General features: G+C 36.7%; 21 protein-coding genes, 1 riboswitch and 1 other annotated feature. Of the genes, 4 read left to right on the top strand and 17 right to left on the bottom strand.

Annotated features, from left to right (window positions below):
* The first annotated feature begins 130 nt into the window (after positions 1-130).
* Positions 131-1,156 carry a superoxide dismutase family protein gene (locus GF867_RS10915; protein ID WP_153833145.1) on the top strand — a complete coding sequence of 342 codons (1,026 nt, stop codon included), beginning with the start codon at positions 131-133 and terminating at the stop codon, positions 1,154-1,156.
* Positions 1,157-2,025: 869 nt separating this feature from the next.
* Here the strand turns inward: GF867_RS10915 and GF867_RS10910 are convergent.
* The 5 genes from GF867_RS10910 to GF867_RS10890 all read right to left on the bottom strand — a co-directional run bounded on the left by GF867_RS10910 (position 2,026) and on the right by GF867_RS10890 (position 6,099).
* Entirely contained in the window at positions 2,026-2,199 is a 174-nt protein-coding gene (locus GF867_RS10910; protein WP_153833144.1) for a tautomerase family protein, read from the bottom strand.
* 11 nt (positions 2,200-2,210) lie between these two features.
* Complete coding sequence (locus tag GF867_RS10905) at positions 2,211-2,993, bottom strand: 2-keto-4-pentenoate hydratase (RefSeq protein WP_153833143.1); 783 nt, start codon at positions 2,991-2,993, stop codon at positions 2,211-2,213.
* Between the two features lie 138 nt (positions 2,994-3,131).
* Entirely contained in the window at positions 3,132-4,520 is a 1,389-nt protein-coding gene (locus tag GF867_RS10900) for a L,D-transpeptidase family protein (protein ID WP_153833142.1), read from the bottom strand.
* Positions 4,521-4,658: 138 nt separating this feature from the next.
* On the bottom strand, positions 4,659-5,381 hold the full coding sequence (locus GF867_RS10895) for an ABC transporter permease (protein ID WP_153833141.1): 723 nt from the start codon (positions 5,379-5,381) through the stop codon (positions 4,659-4,661).
* Complete coding sequence (locus GF867_RS10890) at positions 5,368-6,099, bottom strand: ABC transporter ATP-binding protein (protein ID WP_153833140.1); 732 nt, start codon at positions 6,097-6,099, stop codon at positions 5,368-5,370. The genes GF867_RS10895 and GF867_RS10890 overlap by 14 nt, the downstream gene beginning before the upstream one ends.
* Positions 6,100-6,359: 260 nt before the next feature.
* Between GF867_RS10890 and GF867_RS10885 the strand changes: the two genes are divergently transcribed.
* On the top strand, positions 6,360-7,304 hold the full coding sequence (locus GF867_RS10885; protein ID WP_153833139.1) for an ABC transporter substrate-binding protein: 945 nt from the start codon (positions 6,360-6,362) through the stop codon (positions 7,302-7,304).
* 65 nt (positions 7,305-7,369) lie between these two features.
* On the opposite strand, the gene GF867_RS10880 is transcribed toward GF867_RS10885, so the two are convergent.
* From GF867_RS10880 to GF867_RS10840, 9 genes are all read right to left on the bottom strand, one after another.
* Positions 7,370-8,554, bottom strand: coding sequence for a MalY/PatB family protein (locus GF867_RS10880; RefSeq protein ID WP_153833138.1), 1,185 nt, complete (start codon positions 8,552-8,554; stop codon positions 7,370-7,372).
* A 128-nt stretch (positions 8,555-8,682) separates the two neighbouring features.
* Entirely contained in the window at positions 8,683-9,768 is a 1,086-nt protein-coding gene (locus GF867_RS10875) for a PLP-dependent transferase (protein ID WP_153833137.1), read from the bottom strand.
* Between the two features lie 17 nt (positions 9,769-9,785).
* Positions 9,786-10,712 carry a homoserine O-succinyltransferase gene (locus tag GF867_RS10870; RefSeq protein ID WP_153833136.1) on the bottom strand — a complete coding sequence of 309 codons (927 nt, stop codon included), beginning with the start codon at positions 10,710-10,712 and terminating at the stop codon, positions 9,786-9,788.
* Positions 10,713-10,768: 56 nt separating this feature from the next.
* Positions 10,769-11,002, bottom strand: a binding site (T-box leader).
* A gap of 172 nt (positions 11,003-11,174) precedes the next feature.
* Positions 11,175-11,549, bottom strand: a complete 375-nt coding sequence (locus tag GF867_RS10865; protein ID WP_153833135.1) for a hypothetical protein — start codon at positions 11,547-11,549, stop codon at positions 11,175-11,177.
* A gap of 681 nt (positions 11,550-12,230) precedes the next feature.
* Positions 12,231-13,340 (bottom strand): 5-methyltetrahydropteroyltriglutamate--homocysteine S-methyltransferase, encoded by a 1,110-nt coding sequence (locus GF867_RS10860; RefSeq protein WP_153833134.1) that lies wholly within the window; start codon positions 13,338-13,340, stop codon positions 12,231-12,233.
* 1,199 nt (positions 13,341-14,539) lie between these two features.
* On the bottom strand, positions 14,540-14,812 hold the full coding sequence (locus tag GF867_RS10855; RefSeq protein WP_153833133.1) for a KH domain-containing protein: 273 nt from the start codon (positions 14,810-14,812) through the stop codon (positions 14,540-14,542).
* Positions 14,813-14,864: 52 nt separating this feature from the next.
* Complete coding sequence (gene rpsP, locus GF867_RS10850; RefSeq protein ID WP_153833132.1) at positions 14,865-15,137, bottom strand: 30S ribosomal protein S16; 273 nt, start codon at positions 15,135-15,137, stop codon at positions 14,865-14,867.
* A gap of 206 nt (positions 15,138-15,343) precedes the next feature.
* Entirely contained in the window at positions 15,344-17,995 is a 2,652-nt protein-coding gene (mgtA, locus tag GF867_RS10845) for a magnesium-translocating P-type ATPase (protein ID WP_153833131.1), read from the bottom strand.
* 417 nt (positions 17,996-18,412) lie between these two features.
* Positions 18,413-18,591, bottom strand: a riboswitch (M-box (ykoK) riboswitch).
* Between the two features lie 182 nt (positions 18,592-18,773).
* Entirely contained in the window at positions 18,774-19,544 is a 771-nt protein-coding gene (locus GF867_RS10840; RefSeq protein WP_153833130.1) for a MerR family transcriptional regulator, read from the bottom strand.
* Positions 19,545-19,710: 166 nt separating this feature from the next.
* On the opposite strand from GF867_RS10840, the gene GF867_RS10835 reads away from it, so the two are divergent.
* A complete protein-coding gene (locus GF867_RS10835) occupies positions 19,711-20,598 on the top strand; it encodes an acetamidase/formamidase family protein (protein ID WP_153833129.1) in 888 nt (295 codons plus the stop codon).
* A gap of 297 nt (positions 20,599-20,895) precedes the next feature.
* Here GF867_RS10835 and ffh read toward each other — a convergent pair whose 3' ends face one another.
* From ffh to GF867_RS10820, 3 genes are read right to left on the bottom strand one after another with little or no spacing between them, the layout of a single operon-like run.
* A complete protein-coding gene (gene ffh, locus GF867_RS10830) occupies positions 20,896-22,380 on the bottom strand; it encodes a signal recognition particle protein (protein WP_153833128.1) in 1,485 nt (494 codons plus the stop codon).
* A gap of 41 nt (positions 22,381-22,421) precedes the next feature.
* Positions 22,422-22,751 (bottom strand): YlxM family DNA-binding protein, encoded by a 330-nt coding sequence (ylxM, locus tag GF867_RS10825; RefSeq protein WP_153833127.1) that lies wholly within the window; start codon positions 22,749-22,751, stop codon positions 22,422-22,424.
* Positions 22,752-22,779: 28 nt separating this feature from the next.
* Entirely contained in the window at positions 22,780-23,142 is a 363-nt protein-coding gene (locus GF867_RS10820; RefSeq protein WP_153833126.1) for a metal-dependent transcriptional regulator, read from the bottom strand.
* A 177-nt stretch (positions 23,143-23,319) separates the two neighbouring features.
* On the opposite strand from GF867_RS10820, the gene GF867_RS10815 reads away from it, so the two are divergent.
* Positions 23,320-24,237 carry a metal ABC transporter solute-binding protein, Zn/Mn family gene (locus GF867_RS10815; protein ID WP_153833125.1) on the top strand — a complete coding sequence of 306 codons (918 nt, stop codon included), beginning with the start codon at positions 23,320-23,322 and terminating at the stop codon, positions 24,235-24,237.
* Positions 24,238-24,256 lie beyond the last annotated feature (19 nt).

The raw sequence follows: 24,256 nt of genomic DNA, 5'->3' as shown, positions 1-24,256 counted from the left end.
TACCAAATCTCTAACCCTTTCCACAACATACCAGCTATTGATTATTCAATCTTTGACTGTGTTCAATTCATTGAATGCGTTTTCGTATTTTGGTAAGATGAACTTAATATAAGAAAAGGAGTCCTTGCCTATGAAGAAAAACTTGAAAATTATGTTGCTTTCTAGCGCTGCCCTACTTTTAGTTGCTTGTGCCAACAATGAGGAACCTGCTACTTCATCAGTGAATACTGATGTTGCCGAGACACAAATTACAATCGATGAAAGTGATGTACCCGAGGAAGTTATAGAAGAAGAAGAAGAAGTTGAAGATACGACTGAAACATCTGAAGAAACTAAATCCGAAAGTTCTGAATCCGAAACTAGTGATGATGCGGAAACTAGTTCTGAGGAAGAAACTAGCGAAAGTGATGACGCGGAAACTAGTTCTGAAGAAGAAGCCAGCGAGAGTGATGACGCGGAAACTAGTTCTGAAGAAGAAGCCAATGAAAGTGATGACAGTGAATCGACTGAAGTTGCAGAAGATAAGATTGAACCTGTAGTAGTCGACATGATTAACAAAGACGGCGACAGTATGGGAACGGCTACTTTTGAAGAAGCGGCTAATGGTGTGATTTTGACCTTAGAACTTGAAGGTTTAGAGGAAGGTGAATATGGCTTCCATATCCATGAATATGGTCAAGCTACTCCCCCTACTTTCATGGATGCTCTCGGTCACTTCAATCCCACAGGTGCCGATCATGGTATTTATGCTGAGGGTGGACCTCACTTAGGTGACTTCCCTAACTTGGTAGTCGGTAAAGACGGGAAAGTGGACATTGTCCTAGTTGTTTCCAATGTATCATTAGATCCAGATGCACCTTACACTTTACGCACTGAAAATGGTACTTCATTAATTATTCATGAAGGTCCAGATGATTATGAGACACAACCAATTGGAACCTCTGGCTATGCTATGATTGGTGGTGTCATCTTTGCTCCATTAAGTGCTGAAACTGAAGAAAGCGAGCAAGTCGAGGAAAGTTCTGAAGAAAGCGAAGAGAGTAAAGAGGATAGTTCTGAGTCGAGTTCTGAAAAAGAAAGTTCATCAAGAAGTAGTTCATCTAAAGAAAGTTCTGATGATGAAGCACGAGATGATGAGTCTAGCTCTGAAGAATAATTATTACTGATATAAAATATAACGGGATTAGCAATGAGCTGTCCCGTTATTTTTTTGCTTATTGTTAAATTGGGGTATTCTATTTAAGTCCGTTCAATGTTTAAACTCAGTCTCCGAGTTTAATGATTGAAGCCCTCAATGTTCAAACTCGAACCGCGAGTTTAAACATTGAAATGGATTTCGGTTAATTTAGCCACTAAAACTGACGAAAAATCAAGTTTATAGACAAAAAGAAGAGTTAGGTATCACCTCAGAGGTGATGTTTTCCGTTCAATGTGTTAACTCAGACTCTGAGTTTGATGATTAAAGCCCTCAATGTTCAAACTCAACCCGCGAGTTTGAACATTGAAATGAATTTCGGTTGATTTAGCTACTAAAACTGACGAAAAATCAAGTTTATAGACAAAAAGAAGAGTTAGGTATCACCTCAGAGGTGATGTTTTCCGTTCAATGTTTAAACTCAGTCTCCGAGTTTGATGATTGAAGCCCTCAATGTTCAAACTCAACCCGCGAGTTTAAACATTGAAATGGAACGACTAGCTATGCAAAAAAAATCTCAAACTTATTTGCTAATTTTCTATTTTAACTACCTCGCGAAGCATAGAGTGATGTTTTTCAAAGCGGTACATAGGACAATCGGCGCAGCTGCTTTGAGTTTGAACGAAGCGAAGTAATCAGAGCCTAGTCGATTGAGCTGGTAAAGCACGAACATCAATGAGGCTTTGAGAGCGACCACCGCCTTGGAAAGCCAACACTCTAAGCGAAGCACAACTGCAATCATAATTACCTGAACTCACAATTACTTATGCTATCAACATGCAAAAAGCAGGCACCTCTTTTTAGAAGTACCTGCTTTATACTTAACTGCTTTAAATTTCAGCGCCAGAATACAAATCATGTGGCAACATGTCTTCGAAAATCACGCGAATCGCATCACGTTTAGCGAAGTCTGTTTCTTCCATCAAATCAATGATTTCTTTGGCTAATTTTGCTTTTTGTTCTTCTGTACGACCTGATTTTAGTTGGATTCTTACATATGGCATAAATACATCTCCTATTTTTCAACTTTAATTTTAATTGTTTCTAAATTCGTATAACTAATTTCTACCTCGTCACCGGGTTTAATTAAGACAGCTGATGTCATACCACCGGTCATAATAGGAACACCTGTCGGAACTGTTTTACCTTCTTTAGCTAAATGTTTCGCTAACTCCACGATAGCCAATGCTGGATGGCCTAATACTGCTTCACCTGTTCCTTCAACGACCACATCACCATTCAATTTAAAGACGGCTTTTTCAGTCACTAAGTCTAATTGCTCAACAGGATATTTTTCAACGCCGAAAACTGCCCCGCTAGCTGAAGTATTATCAGCAATGACATCGGTTAAAGTGAAGTCAAAATTTAGATAGCGACTATCAATCACTTCGGCACTACTTAAAATGTAGTCCGTATTCTCAAGCACTTCTTCTATCGTTACATCGCCTGAAATTTCATTTTTCATCACGAAGGAGATTTCTGGTTCTATTTTGGGATGAATGTAATCTGAAACTTTGACAATAAAGTTTTCCTCCAACATGTCCTTGAATACGTAGCCAACAATTGGTGAATCAACGCCCATTTGTTCCCATTTAGCCTTAGACGCCAAGCCCATTTTAGGCGCATAAATTGTATGCCCATCCGCTTCTCTTAATTTTAGCACTTCTTTTTGAATTTGATAAGCCTCTTCGACTGTTAAATTCGGCCATTTGTCGGCGGTTAACTTTACAATTTCGTGCTTATACTTTTCTCCATGATAGACATATTGAGCAGCTTCCAAAATTTCTGATTGCTTCATTCACATTCCTACTTTCTTTTAGATTTTAAAAACAATTGGCATTATTATTATAACTTATTCAAACATAAAAACACATGAAGCGCTTACAATATATTTCAAACTAAAAGCTAAGGTTTAAACCCTAGCTTTTAGTTTGTTTTAGAAAATAATAACTGGCATACCCGTTTCGACTAAATCAAACAATTTCGGCATAACATCAACAGGGATATTGATACAGCCGTTTGACCCTGCATAGGTCCAAACATTCCCGCCAAAGGTTGATTGCCACCAAGCATCATGCATTCCCATTCCTTCCCAATCAAACGGAATCCAATATTCTACAGGGGTTGAGTATTCTTTTTCAACTTGAATATTAAAGCCCTCTAGCGTCGCATCTCTTTCTTTATAAAGAATATGCCAAGCGCCAGGAATTGTTTCCATCAATGGTGGTAAACCTGTTACTACTTGTGTAGATAACATCATTTCACCGTCAATATAAACGTATAACATTTGGAAATTCAAATCAATTTCGACATGGGTATTACCGATATCATCTGCTTGGGTAATATCATTATTAAAAATATTTCCTTTATAATGTGGCTGACGTTTAACGTCTTCACCCGCATAAACTTCAGAAATCAACGCTGCCGTCTCTGCTTCATAATCAAAGGTCCAACCATAAATTTGTGGATCGATGGTCACAACACCTTGTAGCGTTGACTGAAACTGTCGGGGTTGATATAAGGATGCATATTGAGCATCTAATTCAGCTACATAAGCTTGGACACTTGCTTCATCCAAGTAAGCATCGCCATTACTATTGAAGAATATCCATTTCTCAATTTCGACAGCAGGTATCGTCACTTCCTGACCTGACATTGTATAAGTTATTTTAGTATCAGACAGGCGTTTCACTTGTTGCCATTTAGTAACAATACTTTCATCTTCTGCAGTCACTGTTGGTTGATAATAATAATCGCTTAATTCGATACTCGCTTCATTATGACTTAAAGCTTCAATAATTGCTTGACTCAATGCTGCGAGATTAATTTGGGTGCCAACTGCTTCTTCTTGAATCGTAAAGCCGGTTTCTTCTGTGTAATTAAGGCTAGCATTTTGAGTCTCGCTGCGATTTGAGTTATCAATACCAATCGTTTCTAATACAGTTGCTATTTTTGCTTCATCGACTGAAACTTCATTCAAATTTCTACCTTTGATTGGCTGATTATTGAATAGTCCACCCAACCATAAACCAGCGTTTTGTTCGGACAATGCTGTTTCTAGGTCTGCCGCAGGATCAAAGTCTGAATAAATTTGTCCTAGGGCTAACTCACCCACAATGTTACCATTTTCGAGCAATTGAACCTTGTTATTCTCGAAGTCTGATTCTAATTGTTCTTTAGCACGTTCGATAGTTAAATGACTAATATCACTGCCTGCGTATAGCGAATTAGCTTGGAAGCGCGTGCTATAAAAAAGAAAGCCCAATAAATAAATAATACCAATAGCAGCTAATCCAACAGAAATTGGTTTCGCAAATCTCTTCACTTGTTATAATCCTCCTTATTCTCATCCTAATTTTTAAATTTTATCATATATTTATGAAAATTCTGTTAAGATACAAAGAATATTATAATATGAATTTGAACGTATTACAATGCTTTATTTGTTTTATACCATATTTGATTAATGCTTAAGTTTCATCTCCAATATATCTAACGACTGGAAAAATAAATAACCTAGTAACGAAATCAACAAAATGCCAGCTAGCATCTGCGGGTAGTCCATTTTCGACCACGCACTCAGAATTAAATAACCTAGGCCATATCTAGTGCTGTAGTTTTCTGCAAAAAACAACGAAGCTAAGCCGATGCCAATACTAACACGTAAACTTGAAATGATTGCAGGTAAGATTGCAGGTATAATTAAAAATCGCAATTGATGTTTAAAATTGCTCTTATAGTTTGCCATCAATTCGAAATAATTAGGCGGGATGCTTTGAACGGCGTCTCTAATCGACACGATGACTTGAATAATAATGACAGAGAAAATTAACATGATTTTAGATGTGTTACCTAAGCCCCAGAAAATCATAAAGATTGGTAAAAAGGCCACTTTGGGTATCGGGTATAATAAATAAATAAGTGGACCAAATAATCTGTTAAAATAATTTGAAACACCCCATAAGATACCTAAAGGTACTCCAAACACTAATGCTAAACTTAAGGCGGTTAGAATTCTCAGTGCACTTGCTGCAGTATGGCGCCACATATCGAATCCAAATTCTGTCATGCGCTCAAATGTTAGCCAAGGGGTCGGTAGACTGCGGTTATCTAATAAATAACTCATCAGCCACCAGAGAATGATTAAGGAAACGAAGCCACCCAAAAATTGACTAATTCTTTTCATTCCTTTCCCCCTTTTTTAATCTTTGCTTTAATTCTAGAGAAAATTCATAAAAAGCTAAATGATCACGGCGTTTTTCTAAATGAAAAATTGGGTTATCTATCAACGTTAACGTCTCAGACTCAACAACTAATATCGTTTCACCTAAGTAAGCCGCCTCTTCTGTGTCGTGGGTCACAATAACCAGGCCATTTCGATAACGTCTTTGTGCTTGCAAGATTGTATCTTGCACATGTTCTTTCGTATCTTGGTCGAGCAAAGAAGTTGGTTCGTCTAACAACAAAAAATCCGGTTGAGTTACTAGGCCACGAGCCATCGCTACTCTTTGTTTTTGTCCCCCACTCAACTGATTGGGGTATCGTGTAGCTAAGTCAGTTAAGTTAAATTGTTCCACGCATTTTGTTATGCGAGAACGACGTTCTTTTGAGGCTACGCCTTCTATTATAAGTGGCATTTCTAAGGCTTGTTTGACTGTTTGCCAAGGAAACAGCCTCAAATCTTGAAAGACTATTTCGATTTTATCTTGATTTGTTCCTTGGTAATGGATGGTGCCTTCTGATAATTGACGTAATCCTTTGAGTATACTTAGTAAAGTACTCTTACCAATCCCAGATTTTCCCAGAATAACATAGGTGTGATTCTTTTCGATTCTAAGGTTTAATTGTTTAAAGATTGCTTCAGTATTGTAAGCAAAACTAGCATCTTTCAATTGAATGTACATGCCGAACTCACTTTCTAAAATTTAATTAGTAACTTTTTCACATAGTGTGCTATAATTAGCGCATAAAATAATTGTTAAAGGAAGAGAAACTTGCATCCTCTCATGCTTTATAGCAGATTTTATGTTTGATAGGGATTTAAATACAATAATACTATTGTAAACAAGTTCGTCAAATATTGAAAGAAATTAAGACTGTTTTTTTGCGTATTTTGCCTGGGTGGATATGGTAAAACATTATGGTAAATTGAGGAGATTAATTGATGAAAAAAAGTCTAATTTTAACTGGTTTAACTTTATTGGCACTTGGTGGTATTCTGCCTTCAACGCATTCAGTTTATGCTGAAGAATTGGTTAGTGACGTAACATTGAATGTCGGGATTCTTCCTGCTGAATCTGCTATTCCAATTATCATCGCAAAAGAAAATGGCTATTTCGAAACATTAGGCTTGGATGTTGATATTCATACATTTGCTGCCCCTACAGATCGTAATGTTGCAATTCAAGCTAAGGAATTGGATGCTACAATTGCGGATGTAATGACTGAGGCAACTTTCAAACAAAATGGCATCGACATGGTCATTACGTCAGATATTCTGGAAGATTTTAAAGTACTAGCCTCTCCTAACTCTGGTGTAACTGAAATGGAAGAATTAGCAGATAAAGACATTACATTAGTGCCTAATTTTATTTTAGAATATATTATGGATGTTTATGCGACCGAAGGTAATTTCACTTATAATATTGTTGAAATCACTTCATTTTCGGCACGGTCAGAGGCTTTATTAAATGATCAAGTAGATGCAGCAGTTTATACTGAACCTCAAGCTAGTATGTTAGTTGCTCAAGGCGCAATTAATTTAGGTAGTTCAGCTGATGCAGGTATTAAAGGTGGTACAATCCAATTTATGGCTGACCTTGTGGCAGAACGTCCACAAGATATTTCAGCTTTCTATCAAGCTTACAACCAGGCAATCGATTATATGAATGAAAACTCAGCCGCAAGCTACGCTGAAGTGTTAAGTAATTATGAGTTCCCTGAAGCTATGAGTACATATTTAGATAGTAAAGAAGTAGCTTATCCATATGCACAAGCTGTTCCACAGGACCAGTTCGATAACATTATTGAATGGACTGTTTCTAAAGGCCAAATCGACACAACCTATACGTATGACGAATTGACAAACTTTACGTTTTTAACAGAATAATTCAATCGATAAACAACACCCTCTTACGCTCAAGCGATACGTTAGAGGGTGTTCTTATATTGTGACTATATTTTTTTTGCTTCCCGGATGATGGCATCAATTGCTTGATCAACGAATTCGGGTTTTGTCGCTAAATTTAAGCGAATGTAACCTTCATAACCCTCACCAAACCATTCACCATAATCCACCGCAACACCGCAACGAGTCTGCATAAACTCTACGATATTATGGCCTTTCAAGACTGGATTTAAATTAATAAACATTAAATAGGTTCCTTGTAGGGGACTGATTGTTACATTAGGTAACGACTCCGTTAGTTTTGCTTTGGCCGTCTCATAATTATTGAAAATAATCGCCTTAACAGTTTCAAGCCACTCGGCTCCATCACGATAGGCTGCTTCAGTTGCCATCACTCCGAAGAGGTTGGCTTCAGTTTGAATCATTGTTTTCGCAAATTGGTCATAAAGTTCACGAAGTACTGGATTAGTAATCACTATATTTGAATGAGCCAAAGCAGCTAAGTTAAACGATTTAGACGCTGAATTCGCTGTTATAATCATGTCTCGGTATTGACCATTTGCTACGGTTGCAGATGGTATATGACGAACATCACCATATGTAAAATCTTGGTGAATTTCGTCTGAAATGATTAAGACATCATGCTTTTGGCAAATTTCGAATAAACGAATCAGTTCTGCTTCTGTCCAAACCCTCCCCGCTGGGTTATGCGGTGAACAATGAATAAATACTTTAACCTCCTGATCGATAATTGCTTGCTCAAAAGCTTTAAAATCAATTGAAAATTCATTGGCCTCATTTATTAACTCGACTGTTACTAATTTACGTCCAGTATCCTTCACTGCATTATGGAAAGGATAGTAAACTGGCGTTAAAATAGCCACTGCATCTGCAGGCTCTGTATAAATATGCATAAAATAATACAGCGCTTGAACAATACCCGGTGTAAATCTTAACCAGTTTTTTTCAATTGGAAAATTAAAGCGAGTGGTCATCCAATGATTATATGCTTCATAGTAAGACTCAGGGACAAACGTGTAACCGTAAACTGAATGATCGATTCTCTTTTTAAACTCAGTAGTTATCGCATCATCCACCTTAAAATCCATATCGGCCACCCATAAAGGAAGTAAATCTTTACTCTGAAAACGTTCTTCTACTAAATCCCATTTTAGAGAATTTGTACCCGTTCGTTCTGTATAATAGCGTTCAATAAAAGTTGCTTGATCCATTTAAGCACTCCTTCTGCTTGTTACATTTTTATCAATTATAGCATAACTATTTTTCCGATTGAAAGCCTTCTCCTTACCAACCACTTCCAGCCAAGATATATCTTTAAATAACGTTACACTTTATCAACTTAAGCTTTTACCGCTTGTTTAAGATCATTTATTAAATCGTCAGCTTCCTCTAAACCAATTGATAACCTTAATAAATCAGGCGTTAAACCGTAAGATTCTCGTAATTCTTTCGGTATATCCGCATGAGTTTGTGTAGTTGGATAGGTAATTAAGCTCTCAACGCCGCCTAAACTTTCGGCATACGTAAACAATGTCAATGCCTCTAAGAATGGTCCCACTTTTGCTTCAGATTGTAAACGAATGCTAATCATCGAACCACGGCCAACAAATAAAACATCTTTAATTTCTGGTAAATCTTCTAATGCAGCAGCTACTTTAATAGCTGTTGCTTCTTGTCTATCTATTCTTAGAGGTAATGTTTTAAGACTTCTCACAAATAACCAACTGTCTACTGGCGATAGTGTTGGACCCGTTGTATTCGCCAACCAAGATAAACGTTCACCCAATTCTTCATCATTCGTCACCACTACTCCAGCTAAAATATCATTGTGGCCGGTCAAATATTTAGTTCCAGAATGAACAACGATCTGTGCCCCATCTTCTAATGGACGCTGACGTAAAGGTGTCAGTAGTGTATTATCCACAATCAATTTGGCACCAGCAGTTTGAGCTAGACGCCCCACTGCCTTCAAGTCTACTTCTTGCATTAATGGATTAGTCGGCGTCTCAACGAATACAGCAGTTACCTCTGCTGTTAACTGACTTGCTAAATCGTCAAACGTATCGTAATACCAAAATTTGGCATAGCCTTTCCTTTCCAATTCGGTGAAATAACGATAAGTACCACCATACAAATCGCGAGAAACTAGAAAAACACTTCCAGGTTCAAATAATTGGAAGACTAGTTGAATTGCGCTCATGCCTGAACTTGTCGCAATAGCATGTGTCCCACCTTCTAATGTTGCTAGTCCTTCTTCTAAAACAGCACGGGTTGGGTTTTTAGTACGTGTATAATCAAAGCCGGTGCTTGATCCAAGTCCTGGATGAGCGTAAGTAGTCGATAAATGAATCGGTAAACTAATTGAACCAGTTTGCTTGTCTTGATGATTGCCTAATTGTGCTAAATAAGATGAGAGATGAACCATAAATAATTGCCTCCTTGTTATTTGAAATATAAGCTTAAATGATTGAGATTGTATAACGTATTTTGATAAGTTTCGTTCAACCAATTGTTATACAGTAGATGACCATGACTTTTCCAAGTGATATTTGGTAATCTATCGGGATCATCGTTTGGAAAATAATTTTCTGGTAATGAGATTACCTTGCCTTGTAGCACATCACGGTCATATTCTTGCTTTAATGTATCGCGATCGTATTCTAGATGGCCCAAAATAAAAACATCTCTTTGATCAAGGGTTGTTAAGATATCAGGACCAAATGTTGGATGTTCACTTAACACCACCAATTCGGATGTGACTTTTATTTTGTCGTAATCTACATTCATATGACGAGATTGTGGTACATTATAAAAATCATCAAAACCTCTTAATAATGGATGATGTGGATCTAGTGTTTTATAAGGGTAGATACCAAACAATTTGTTTTTGAGCCGTATTTTGTCAATATTATGGTCGAAATTCAAAGCGTAAAGGGCAGCCCAACAAATAAATAATCGTGAGAATACATGTTGTTGTGACCATCGCATAATATCGTCTAATTCATGAATGTAATCTATATCGAGAAAATCCAAATGTTCAACTGGCGCACCTGTTATAATCAGACCGTCATAGTATTGGTTCTTGATATCCGAAAATTCCTTATAAAACTGCTGCAAATGCTTTACAGCAGTGTTTTCACTTTGATGGCTGCTCGTGTAAAGGAAATCAACATCGATTTGTAGCGGTGTATTACTCAATAGACGTAATAATTGCAACTCTGTAATTTCTTTCTTCGGCATTAAATTCAAAATTAGAATGCGCAGTGGACGAATATCTTGTTTCATTGCGCGTGAATTTTCAATTGTATTAATCTGTTCCGCACGTAATTGTGTACGTACTGGAATATCTTCAATAATTTTTATTGGCATCTATATAACTCCTTTTTCTCTAAATAAAAAAGCCCCTCTGTCAATCCGTAGATTAACAAAGGGACGATGATGTTATCGTGGTACCACCCAAATTTATACAGAGCTTACGCTTTGTACCTTATCAGCACCTAATATCGATGCCTAGCCTTTTATCGGTAGCTGCCGCTTAAAAGGCGTGAACCTTTTAAGTGCTCAGAGCTCATCTTCACTACTTTTTGTCTGCCCCTTTCTCACCAACCGGGTTCTCTTTTCAGTCATTAAGTAGTTACTCTTCTCGTCATCACATTTATGATATATAAATTAGAAATATTAACTATTGATTGTAATCATAACGTTGATTTTTAACATTGTCAAACTTTTTTGATAAAATATTAGTTTTAGTTTGTTAATAGAAATAGGTTTTAGTTAACCCAACGCCAAGATGATACTGCTACGAAAACATTTGTGTCTGCTAATGATAAATTAGAGATTATTTGAGATTTCTTTAAGGCGATTAATTAAATTATTTTGGTATTCTTTAAATCCAAAATTCAAAGGAGGAACGTCCAATTTATAGACTTTATCCGTAGTTTTAATTTTAACCCGATGCTGAAAAAATATTCTATCAACCGTTAAGGTATTGATATCACTCAAATGTATAACAGATATTCCCTTTTCTTTGAGTTTCCAATCTTGTTCTATCATAGTAATTTGTTGATTATCAATAATCAGTAAGAAATAAGTCGGTAGTTGTGTTCTCAACAATTTTACTTTTTGTGTATACCCTACAGTAGCTAAACTGTCGGCATGAGTATCACGATAATTTTCCATTTCTTCTTTGCTAAAAGTTAATTTCATTATCCTCTCTCCTTATGTTTCCATATTAATAGAACCAAGCTCTTAAGAGTAGTAATATGCATTTTGTTTTGCGAGGTACAATTTATTAAGTTGATTTCATCAGATTTATTCCTAAAATGAACAGTAGCCCTCTCAATTAAGAGAAGGCTACCTAACTAATCAATATTATTTACTTAAAGTCTTGCTTACTATTACTAAATGTTTAATTTTTTCTCATTTAAACGATGCATCCCCAACCACTAATACATCCTTGTAACCCTATGTTACGCCAGTTTGGATAAATTTCATTAAAAGAAATTAAAATTTCGCATAAAAATATTTTTCATGTAATGATATTATACCACGCAAAGAGCGTCTCAAACGTTCTTTGCTGCAAATATAAATAATTCTTAACTATTATAATTTCCTTCAAGCTTTGCTTTCTTATTAGAAAATGGCGAAGTTAATCTAGCCGATTGAGCTGGATTAGCATGAACGCCAGTGAAGTTTTGAAATTGACCACCACCTTGGCTAAAGAAGCAGCTGGGCACAGCTAAAATAACACTGATTCATGTCTTGGTTTCGAAAAGCGGAACATGATAGCAAGCGAACCGCGTTCCAGTTTCAAAGTCTCGATCATGCTTCGAATAATAAACAGTATGTATTCAGCCTTAATTTCTGTTCCTTAAGTCAAGGAATATCCTAACCCCAAACTTCTTCTGCTACTTCTTTAAGTAAACTAATTTTCTTCCATTGGTCCTCTTCCGATAGGTTATTTCCTATTGAGTTAGAAGAGAAACCACACTGCGTTGAAATGCCTAAACGATTTAAGGGAACAAATCCAGCAGCTTCTTTAATACGAGCTTTCAATGCCTCTTTATCTTCTAATTTACCATCTTTTGATGTGGCTAAACCTAATACAACATTTTTAATTCCTGATACTTCAGCTAATGGTTCAAAACCACCCGCACGATCAGAGTCATACTCTAAGTAATAAGTATTGACATTCTCGTCCGTAAACAATGGATTTGCTACCGAATTGTAAGCACCTGAAGCAAACCAAGTAGAAGCAAAGTTACCACGACAAACGTGAGTATTAACGGTTAAACCAGCTGGTGCATTTTCAATAACACCGTTGTTTAATTTTAAGAATAACTCTTTATGTCCGTTAAGTTCTTCATCTGTATATTGTTTTCCTGTATGATCTTTTCCAGATATTATTCGTCCCCAAGTACAATCGTCGAATTGTAATGTTTTAAGTCCTGCTTCATATGCCTCATTCACAAAAGTTGAATAAGATGCAATCGTATCTTCAACTAAATCCTCCAATGAAGCGTAGTATTTCTTAGTCGCTTCAATATTAATCTCACGTAATGCTTCTTGAACAAATTGCGCTGGAGCTGGAATTGTTAATTTAACATCAACATCATCAGAAGCATGATCACGCGTAAACTTCCAATCTTCTATAAACGGATGATTCTCCCCTGATATTTTTCCTGAGAGGCGAGCAGTAATTCCATATACTTTCCCTTCAAATTTTGATCCATTTGGTTCATCTGTAATTTTATCTACTCCATCAAAACCCCAGAAAAAATCGCAATGCCATGATGCACGACGAAATTCACCGTCCGTAATTGTTTTTAAACCAACTTCTTCTTGTTTTTTAATTAAGTTGAGAATAGCCTTGTTCTCTACTTCTCGTAGTTCTGTATCCGTAATTTCACCTGCTTCATTTTTTTCGCGTGCTTCTAATAAGTAATCAGGTCTTAAGTAAGAACCTACATGGTCAAAACGATTAATTGTTTGCGTCATAATATATCATTCTCCTTAATAAATTTTATGTGAATTTTAAAAATTAAAAAACCCATCCCTTTAGCGATTAAGTTAATCACCAAAGGGACAGATTCTTTCCGTGTTACCACCCTGTTTCATGAAAGTTTCTCAACCTCCACCTTTATAAGTATTTTTATACTTTCGTCTATAATGGGACTTCCCACCTAAGCTGCTTGCACACCTCAGAAGCTCCAAGTTCATTTTCACTTAGTTTCTTTAAATCCTCTCTCAACATACAAGGATATTCTCTGATAAATTCACTTAAGCTACTCTACTCTTCAACACGCTCTATTCAAATACTAATTAAATTAATTGAATTCTAACACAAATTGTAATTATGAGTCAATCTAATTATTTTATTGTTCAATAGCATCGTTATTATTTGATTTTATATATAGTATCCATCACTAATAAAGTCAAATATAAAGACAACACTAGCTCTTTTAATTTTTCTTTTCAGACAATCTTCTCTTGCATCACTTATGCAAGTCGAACTATCCATAAACACTTGAATAACTTTTAACATTATGAGGATAAAAAATTCTAGCGCAACATTTCTTATACTAATTTAGATGCTAGAAAAGAATCTCCTAACTTCCTGCATTGGAATGCTGTGAGCAGCTCAGCGTCTTGTTTATTAAAGAGGTATAAAGGGCAATCGGCGTAACTTGCTCTGACTTTGAGTCATAGCAAATTCTTCATTAAAAACCTAGCCAATTACTTTAAAAAGTGCGAGCGCCAGCGTAGATTTAAAATGATCACCGCCTTGGAAAACAATCAGCTAAGCGAAGCACAAAACTTGGTAAATCAACATAAAACTTATAAATGCTTATATCAAAAAAACTCGGACAAGTCCAAGGATTTTAAATTCTGTTTAGCAGCATAATTTGATTATATCGTTTTACTTTTGTTGGAATATTTAACGTAGATCAGCTAATTGTTTTCCATAGCGGTACAAAGGGCAATCGGCGTAGCTTGGTGTGAATTTGAGCGCAGCGAATTAGACACAGCCTAGCCGATTGAGCTGGAAAAGCACGAACGTCAGTGAGGCTTTGAAAGCGACCTCCGCATTGGAAAACAATTAGCTGAACGTAGTATAAAGCTTGATAAATCAACATAAAACTTATAAAACCTTATATTATAAAAAAACCTACCACATGGGCAGGTTGGAAAAATATCTATTCATCTTCTGAATCATCGATTTCTTCGACTTCATCAGCAATCACAATGCGGGCACGCTTTTGATTACGAACACGAACGCTGTAAACAATCGTACGAATTGCACGAACAACGCGACCTTTTTTTCCAATTACACGCCCGATATCTTCAGGATGTAATTGTAAGTGATATTCAGTAAAGTCATCAGTATCAACGATCTCAACTGCGAATTCCTCAGGGTATTCCACCAAAGGTTCTACAATCGACTTAATTAAAGCTTCTATATTTGGCATTATAATATCATCCTTTGTTTTTTGACTAAGATAACATTTGCTTTAGGCCTTATTATTTAGCTTGTTTAGATTCATGGAATTTTTTCATGATACCTTTAGAAGATAATAAGTCACGAACTGTATCAGTTGGTTGTGCACCGTTTGATAACCATTTTAACGCTAATTCTTCTTCTAATTCTAAAGTTACAGGGTCTGTTAATGGGTTGTAAGTTCCAATTTTTTCGATGATACGGCCATCACGTGGAGCACGCGCATCAGCAACTACGATTCTGTAGAAAGGAGTTCTCTTAGCACCCATACGTTTTAAACGAATTTTAACTGCCATTTTTAATTTCACCTCCGGTTAATATCAATCACAATTACATATTCTAGCAGATTATTTTTAAGCTGTAAAGCTTTTTTCCTTTACAGATTGAAATATTTTTTAAAATATGTGCAATGCCTTAATTATTATACAGTTTTATACGTACGACGCAAGTCAAAATAATGAAAACAGCTGCTTTTTATGACCACTGTTTCTTGTCTTAATGCTTATAATAGATTACCATGCGATTTTACATACCAGTTTTTTACAACCGTTACGAGTGAGATGTATGCCACTAACGTAATGGCTAATCCAATCCAATAGTTGCCTGGCAAACTTGCTAAACCAATCGAAGTACCAAGCTCAGTAAACGGTACAATAGTCCCTACTACGATTCCTAACATTGTTACTAAGAAAAATGGTAAGGATGGGTTACTTTGAATAAATGGTAACTTTTCCGTTCTTAACGCATATAATACCATTGTTTGAGACCATAATGACATCACAAACCAACCTGCATGGAACAAAGCCATAAATAACTCTTGGCCATCTTCATTTAAACTTCCGTAATTTCCACCTAATACTTGAGGCGCCATTACAAAGAATAATAAGGCGAAAGTTGTAATATCAAAGATTGAACTTGTTGGACCAAACCAGAACATAAATTTGCCTATACTATTTGAATCCCATTTCTTAGGCTCTTCTAAGTATTCTGCGTCCATTTTGTCCCAAGGAATTGCGATACATGATACATCATAAATTAAGCCTAAGAATAATAAGTGAATCGGCATCATTGGTAAGAACGGTAAGAAAATACTTGCAATCAACACAGAGAACATGTTCCCAAAGTTTGAGCTTGTCGTCGCTTTAATATACTTCATGATATTCCCAAAAATCTTACGCCCTGATACTATACCTCTTTCTAAAACCATTAAGTCTTTTTCCAATAAAATCACATCTGCGGACTCTTTAGCGATATCAACTGCTGTATCGACGGAAATTCCAACATCCGCTGCACGCATTGCGGGTGCATCATTAATTCCATCACCAAGGAAACCCACGACATGACCATTTTCTCTTAATAAACGCGTAATCGTCGCTTTTTGACTTGGATTTAGTTTGACAAAAATTGAATGCTCTTCTATCACAACTGATAATTCTTCTTCACTTAAAAGAGCTACTTCTTCACCAGTAATGTATTTAGACGCATCAATTCCTACTTGTTTACAAACTGCTTGAGTTACGAGTGCATTATCTCCGGTTAACACTTTCACTTCGACTTGATGGGCTTTTAAAGCTTCAAGCGCTGCTTTCGTTGTTTCTTTCGGTGGATCTAAGAAAGCTAGATACCCAATTAACACCATATTGACTTCATCTTTAATTGAGAACTCATCAACAACACTTGGGTTTGTCTTCTGAGCGACCCCTACTACACGGAAACCATCATTATTTAAACGACGCACATTTTCTAACACCATCTCTTTAGCTTCTTGGGTTAAAGGCGATACTTGACCTGCGTAATCCACGTAGTCAGAGATTGCGAGCATTTCTTCAATCGCACCTTTGGTAATCATTTGAGTTTTACCATTCGTATCTTCAACGACGACACTCATACGACGACGTGCAAAATCAAATGGAATTTCATCAACTTTTTCGTAAATGATTGCATTAGTGTTCAGTTCTTCATTGGCTGCCTCAATAATTGCAACATCCATCAAGTTTTTTAAACCAGTTTGATAGTAGCTGTTTAAGTAAGCATGACGCAGTACTCTTTCATCTTCTTGCCCTTCTAAGTTCAAGTGGTATTCAAGTACTATTTTGTCCTGTGTGAGGGTTCCTGTTTTATCTGTACATAGCACATCAATCGCACCAAAGTTTTGGATTGAATTGATATTCTTAATGATAGTACCTTCCTTAGCCATTGCATTAGAACCTTTAATTAGGTTCGTTGTTACAATCATTGGTAGCATTTCCGGTGTTAGACCAACGGCTACAGATAAACCGAATAGTAACGCTTGTAACCAGTCACCTTTCGTTACACCATTAATTAACACAACTAAGGGTGCCATAATCAACATGAAACGAATTAATAAATGCGATGTTTTTTCGATGCCAATTTCAAAACTTGTCTTAGGTGCGTCTGCCGTAACTTCTTTAGCAACTTGACCAAACATTGTACTGTTTCCTGTAGCAATGACCATTCCTTCAGCGCTACCACTGATGACGTTACTGCCCATAAACGCTAAAGTTTCTAAGTTTGTTGGGCTATCGGAAGCTTCTGTGCCTAATTCTGCTTTCTTTTCAACAGGATAACTCTCCCCTGTTAGAGAAGCTTGTGAAACGAATAAGTCCTTAGATTGAATAATTCGTAAATCAGCTGGAATCATGTCTCCCGCGGATAACTTGATTAAGTCACCCATGACAATATCTTGTAATGGAATTTCTTGGTACTGACCATCACGCTTTACTGCCGTGGTAACTTTTACCATTTGTTGTAATTCTTCCGCTGCATCATTTGCCTTAACCGATTGGATTAAGCTCATCGTACCGCTAATCACAACTAACACTACAATTAACAATACAGTTACCAAACTTTTATCACCTGCATCTGCTAAGATAAACTCAGTCACAAATGAGATTGCAGCTAATGCTAATAAAATTAAGGTAAATGGTGTGAAATAGGCTTTGAGTACTGTTAACCACAATGGTGTTTTCTCACCATACTCAATTTCATTATTACCAAATTCTTTTCTAATTTCTGCTGCCGTTTCTTCGCTGAAACCTTGCATCGTTGTTTTAAATTCTTGCATAATTTCAGCTATGTTCATTTCTGCAAAGCGGTTGTAGTCCACTTTACGGTTATTATTCATTTTTGTCATATTATTTTGCCTTCTTTCCCCAGAAGTGATTTAGTAACAACAGTGCAATACCAATAAAAACAACCAACTCAATTATTAGTAATAACATGTGTTTGCCTCCTTCTATGTTTGGGCTTCAGGCAGTTAATTTTCAGGTGGTTATAAACAAATAGATAATAACTTGTTTATATTCTTTTGATTCATTTTCCGCCTAAAGCTGTGATTCTTTCGACTATTATCATCCATTTGTTTTCAACCTCCTTTTAATGCTTGAGCGACTGCTCGTAAGTAACCTAAACGACAACTTAATAGATTGTTTATTAGATCCAACTTTTTACCATATTGTTCCCTCCCATCAAACATTCATAAACTATAAAATAAAAACAAAAAATCCCCCACTAATCGTTAGTGAGGGCTCAAAAGTGCACAAAAAAAGCTTCTGTGATTTCTTCGTGGAGCTTTAGCACGTTACAACGTAAAAAATAAACAGTTGTTTATTTTTAGCTACGTTAAGAAGAGCCTTATATCGACAATTCCTGTTATACCCATTGGTGTCTCTCGACGTTTTTGGGCAGTAGCCTGTGTTTGTAGCGGAGCCTCGCCTAACAAATCATTTAAAATTTTATGTCATTACTTTACAACTCAACAGTATACAGCAGCAAATATTATTGTCAACTCGGAATTTTTTAAGTAAAGAAGTGTCCTATTTTAAACACGAAGGTATTAGGATTGTTTACGGTTCTTTTCGTTTATAGATCATCATCGAATGACATTCCTGTCTTCTTGACCAAACAGCCACCTAATTTTCCATAGCAGTATAAATACCAATCGCTTTATGTAAAAATTCAGCTGCACCTGGTGTTATCCCATCATAATAAGCCTTAAACCTTTCATCATGCACATACATCAAACTTAAATTATAATGTTTTTCAGGACTATAATGCCCTTCCGGCCACGAAAATAGTAACCATTGTCGATGTAGTTCACAGACTTCTTGAGCTAATTCACTAGCTGGATTACCACCCGATATCGCAATCGCCAACTTCTGATTGATTGATTCACCTAAATGTTGAAACTCCAACCATTGCTCTTCGGTCATGTTCGCCATTTTAGCATTTGAAGCATTAACTGTTTTTTCTCCATATTTTGCTCTAATTTCTTGACCATAGTTCTGTTCATTATCGTCAATAAGTTCTTGTTTAAAAGCCGCAAATTTTTCATTATCTGTCATTGTTCTCTCTCCTTTTAGCGCTTGAATTGAGTCATTCACAGTACTCATTAAACGTTCAATCCGCTTCTTTTCTTGAGATAGTTGAAGTAAATGATTTTCTAAAGCCTCCTGAAGATTGAAATCCTCTGCATAAATTATCGCCTTAATTTCTTCTAGATTAATTCCAATTTCACGATAGAATAGTATTTGTTGCAACAAATTGACTTCCTTCGCTCCATAAATTCGGTAACCACTTGAGTTAATTCGTTTGGGCCTCAACAACGCTATTTCATCATAATACCTCAGAGTGCGTGCACTCACTCCTGAAATTCTTGCTAACTGACTAATTGAATATTCCATTACCTCACCTCTCTTCTATAGCATAAACCTTCACGTTACGTTAAGGTCAAGCCTTAATTAGCATTTTTTCTTTAAGTTTAGTTTACCATTTCTGTGACCATTAACTTTGACTTTTGCCTAACAGCTAACCATACTAATAGTATAGTCAAATCAAGGAGGAAACTTAATGAAAATTTCGAGTGAACATGTAATTTTTACAATGGATCGTCATAATGCCCCCGCTTTAACCACTGATAATGGTGAAACCGTAATTTTTGAAACCTTAGATTGTTTTTCGAATACTGTGTTAACTGAAGATGATTTAGTGAGTTCGATTGATTTTAGTCAGGTAAATCCAGCTACCGGACCCTTGTTTATTCAAGGTGCAGAAGTTGGTGATGTTTTAAAAGTAACGATTGAAAAAATTAGCCTTGCCGATAAAGGAGCGATTGTCACCGCCCCTGGCCTTGGTCGTTTAGCACATCGCATAGAAGCTGAAGAAACCATTATTTGTCCAGTCTCAGACACACACGTTGACTACAAAGGTATTCAAATACCTTTGCGTAAAATGATTGGAGTCATCGGCACTGCTCCAGCTGGTGAAGGAATTAATACAGGAACGCCTCATGATCACGGTGGAAATCTTGATACGACACGAATGACAGAAGGCAGTATACTCTACTTACCTGTTAATGTTGAAGGGGCACTTTTAGCCTTGGGTGATCTACATGCCACGATGGGAGACGGCGAGATAATGGGAGCTGGTTTAGAAATTGCCGGCGAAGTCACAGTTAAAGTCGAAGTACTTAAAGATTTCACACTACCTTTACCTTTAATAGAAACTGATGATTTATGGATTACACTTGGATCGCGCGAAACATTGGAAGCCGCAAGCCAATTGGCGATTGACCATATGACAGACTTGATCACTCAAATTACCCATTTGACACTAAATCAAGCAGGTATGTTACTATCCTTAGCCGGTGATTTGCATACTTCACAAATCGTTAATCCAAACGTCACCGTTCGGATGGAATTAGCTAAAATATTATTAAACTCACCACTGGATGCCTAACGGAACGTCAGAAAACCTCGGATAATTCCAAGAACTTCAGCATTCTTGACTAGATAATACAGCGTCACTTTTGTTGGAATACTCAACCTAGCTCAGCAACTTGTTTTCGAAAGCTTTTTCGATTCAATCGGAAAAGCACGAACATTAGTGAGGCTTTGAAAGCGACCTCTGCCTTTGAAAACAATAAGTTGAGTGAAGTACACAGCTTAGTAAATCAACATAAAACTTATAAGCCCTTATATTACAAAAATCAGCCACCTGCTCGTCATTTTCAAAACAAGCAGGTGGCTGTTAAATTTAGCGTTTTTTCTTTTTCTTTTTCAACATACGTTGTAATTTCTTCTGTTCGTTTTCAGCTTTGATTTGTTCTGGTGTCATAAAATCGCGGTCATCCATTGCAGGCATCCCTGGCATACCAGGCATCTTACCGCCACCAGCTGCTTGTTGCATTTGGCGCATCATTTTCTTCATACCACCAGTTTTTCCATTCGACATTTGGCTCATCATATCACGTGATTGGTTGAATTGTTTGATCATTTGGTTTACTTCCGCTACCGTTTGACCACAACCTTTTGCAATACGACGACGACGACTTTGAGAAATAATATCTGGATTTTCACGTTCTTGTGGTGTCATTGACATTACAATCGCTTTAACACGACCGATATCTTTATCATCAACATTCAACTCATCCAAGCCCGGTATTTTACTCATACCTGGAATCATTTTTAGAATGTCTTTAATTGAGCCCATTTTTGTAACTTGTTCCATCTGTTCAATAAAGTCATTGAAATCAAACGTCGCATCTTTAATTTTATCAGCCATTTCAGCCGCGCGTGCTTCGTCAAAGTCTTTTTGAGCTTTTTCAATCAGCGTCATCATGTCACCCATACCTAAGATACGGCTAGACATACGTTCTGGGTAAAATGGTTCTAAAGCATCTAATTGTTCACCTTGACCCGTAAATTTAATCGGTTTATTCGTGATTGAACGAATAGATAATGCAGCACCACCACGTGTATCACCATCTAATTTAGTGATGACTACCCCGGTAATATCCAATGCTTCATTAAATGATTGTGCCACGTTGACAGCATCTTGACCAGTCATGGCATCAACTGTTAGTAAGATTTCATCAGGATCAACCGCTAACTTAATTTCACGTAATTCATTCATTAACTCTTCGTTAATATGCAAACGACCAGCCGTATCAATAATGACAACTTCATTCCCTTGCATACGTGCTTGAGTTAAAGCATCATAGGCAATATCGACTGGATTTACTTCAGTTCCACGGCTATAGACTTCAAACCCTAATTGGCGGCCAATTGTCTCCAATTGGTCAATCGCAGCTGGACGATAAACGTCAGCAGCAACAAGTAAAGGTTTTTTCTTACCATTTTCGTTAATATATTTTGCTAATTTACCAACAGTTGTTGTTTTACCAGCACCTTGTAAACCTGCCATCATGATGACGGTTGGTGGTTTTGATGAGAAGTTTAAAGGCTCTCTTTCTCCACCCATTAAAGCTGTTAATTCTTCATCAACAATTTTCAATACTTGTTGAGCTGGCGATAAAGATGTTAGTACATCTGAACCTAATGCACGCTCATTAACGCTCTTTACAAAAGTTTTAACGACTTGGAAATTGACGTCTGCTTCTAATAAAGCTAAACGAATTTCACGCATCATTTGTTTTAAATCAGCTTCAGTAATCGTTCCGCCAGTTCCGACTTGGCTAATCGCTGACTGAAGTCTTTCGGATAATCCTTCAAATGCCATTTTATTTCCCCTTTAATTTATATTAATCTTTTAAATCTAACTTATGTTAGTTCAATCTCTTTTAATTGTTGGATAAGTTCTAGTGTTTCAGCTGATAACGCTTCAACAGCAGCTAGTTGATTCAATAAATCGATACGCTGCATTCGTTTACTGTGAATCGAAAGCTTAGCCTCATAATCCTCTAATGCGTTCTCGCCACGTCTAATATTATCATGGACTGCTTGACGACTAATGTCATAATGTTCTGCAATTTCAGCTAGAGACAAGTCTTCTTCATAATATAATTCTAACATTTGTTGTTGCTTCTCTGTTAATAATGCTTGATAGCAATCAAACAATTGATTCATGCGTAGCGTTTTATGGATAGCCATAACGAACTTCCTTTCAGCATGCAATTAACTAATCCGGATACTCAATAAACGTAGCCAAACGGTCTGCTAAATCGAGTGGTGTTGAATGTTCCAAGATTTCTGCTAATTCATGCACTTCATCTTTTGTATAATTCAATTTATGTTCTAAGAAATACTCCCAGATTTCATGTTTCCGAATTAAATCCTCAGCCATTTGAACCCCACTAGGAGTCAAACTACCGCCATGATAAGGACGGTAATCAACTAAGCCCTCTTTCGCTAGTTTATGAATCATCTCACTGACAGAAGGTGGCGCAACATTGAGCCCTTGGGCAATTGTTTTATTCGAGACTGCAAGTCCTTCTCCGTGTTCATAAATAAACTTTACATAATCCTCACGGCTTTGTGACATCTCATCACCCCTTTATCGCTCATTCAATGCACCCTATATTCTACCATGTTTTGTTTATTGAAACAAATCATCCTTATTTTTTTAGGCGCGCCTATTGATTTGTATTTTGGGACAGGTTATAATGATTTCAACGAGTTTTAGGCAAACCTAAAAAATATCTAAAAAAGGAGAACACACATGAAACATATTACACAATACTTCCTTACGACACTTTTGCTTTTCACAGCAATTTTCAATATAAAACACATCGAGGCTGCTGAGCAACCCTTAGTGACGGTTACAACCAGTTTTCTAGAAGATATCGTCACACAAATTGCGGAGGATACCGTTGAAATTGCGCTAATCGTACCTGCTGGTGGTGACCCACATATTTATAATGCATCGGCTCGTGATTTACAGAATATTCTTGAAGCAGATGTGGTTTTATACCATGGCTTACATTTCGAAGCACAAATGGCTGCTATCCTTGTTGACTATGGCTTTGCTGTTACCCGAAATTTTTCAAAAGATGATTTAATTTTAGTAGCTGCAGATTCACAAGATGTTGATCCTCATTATTGGTTTAATATTGAGTTATACAAGCAATCGGTTGAGGAAGCAAGAGACATACTAATTGAAACGTTTCCCACTCAAAAAGATTTGTACACCACGAATGCGGATAATTATTTGAAACAACTTGATGAGTTAGCTAAATGGATAGAAGAACAATTGGCAGTCTTACCGATTGAACAAAGAGTTTTAGTAACGCCTCATGACGCTTTTGAATATTTCGCCCGAGCTCATGATTTTATTGTTTATGCTCCTCAAGGAATTAGTACTGAGTCTGAGGTATCCAATGAACAAATTATTCAGACAGTTCAATATATCATTGACCATCAAGTACCAGCTATTTTCTTGGATACAACGTCTAATCCACAAGCAATGGAAAAATTGCAGGAAGGTGTTCAACAAAAGAATGCCGAAGTTCAAGTGGTCGGTGGTGAGGGAATGGCTTTGTTCTCAGATTCATTAGCATCAAAAGGACAAGCAAATGATAACTATATTGATATGTACAAACACAATATCTCATTAATTGTTCAACACCTTGTTCGTTAATGAAGTCAATCAGGAGGTT

Source organism: Fundicoccus ignavus, assembly GCF_009659375.1.
GTDB classification, from domain to species: Bacteria; Bacillota; Bacilli; order Lactobacillales; family Aerococcaceae; genus Fundicoccus; species Fundicoccus ignavus.
The sequence above is the reverse complement of the archived record's forward strand: the minus strand, read 5'-3'. Positions and strand labels throughout refer to the sequence as shown.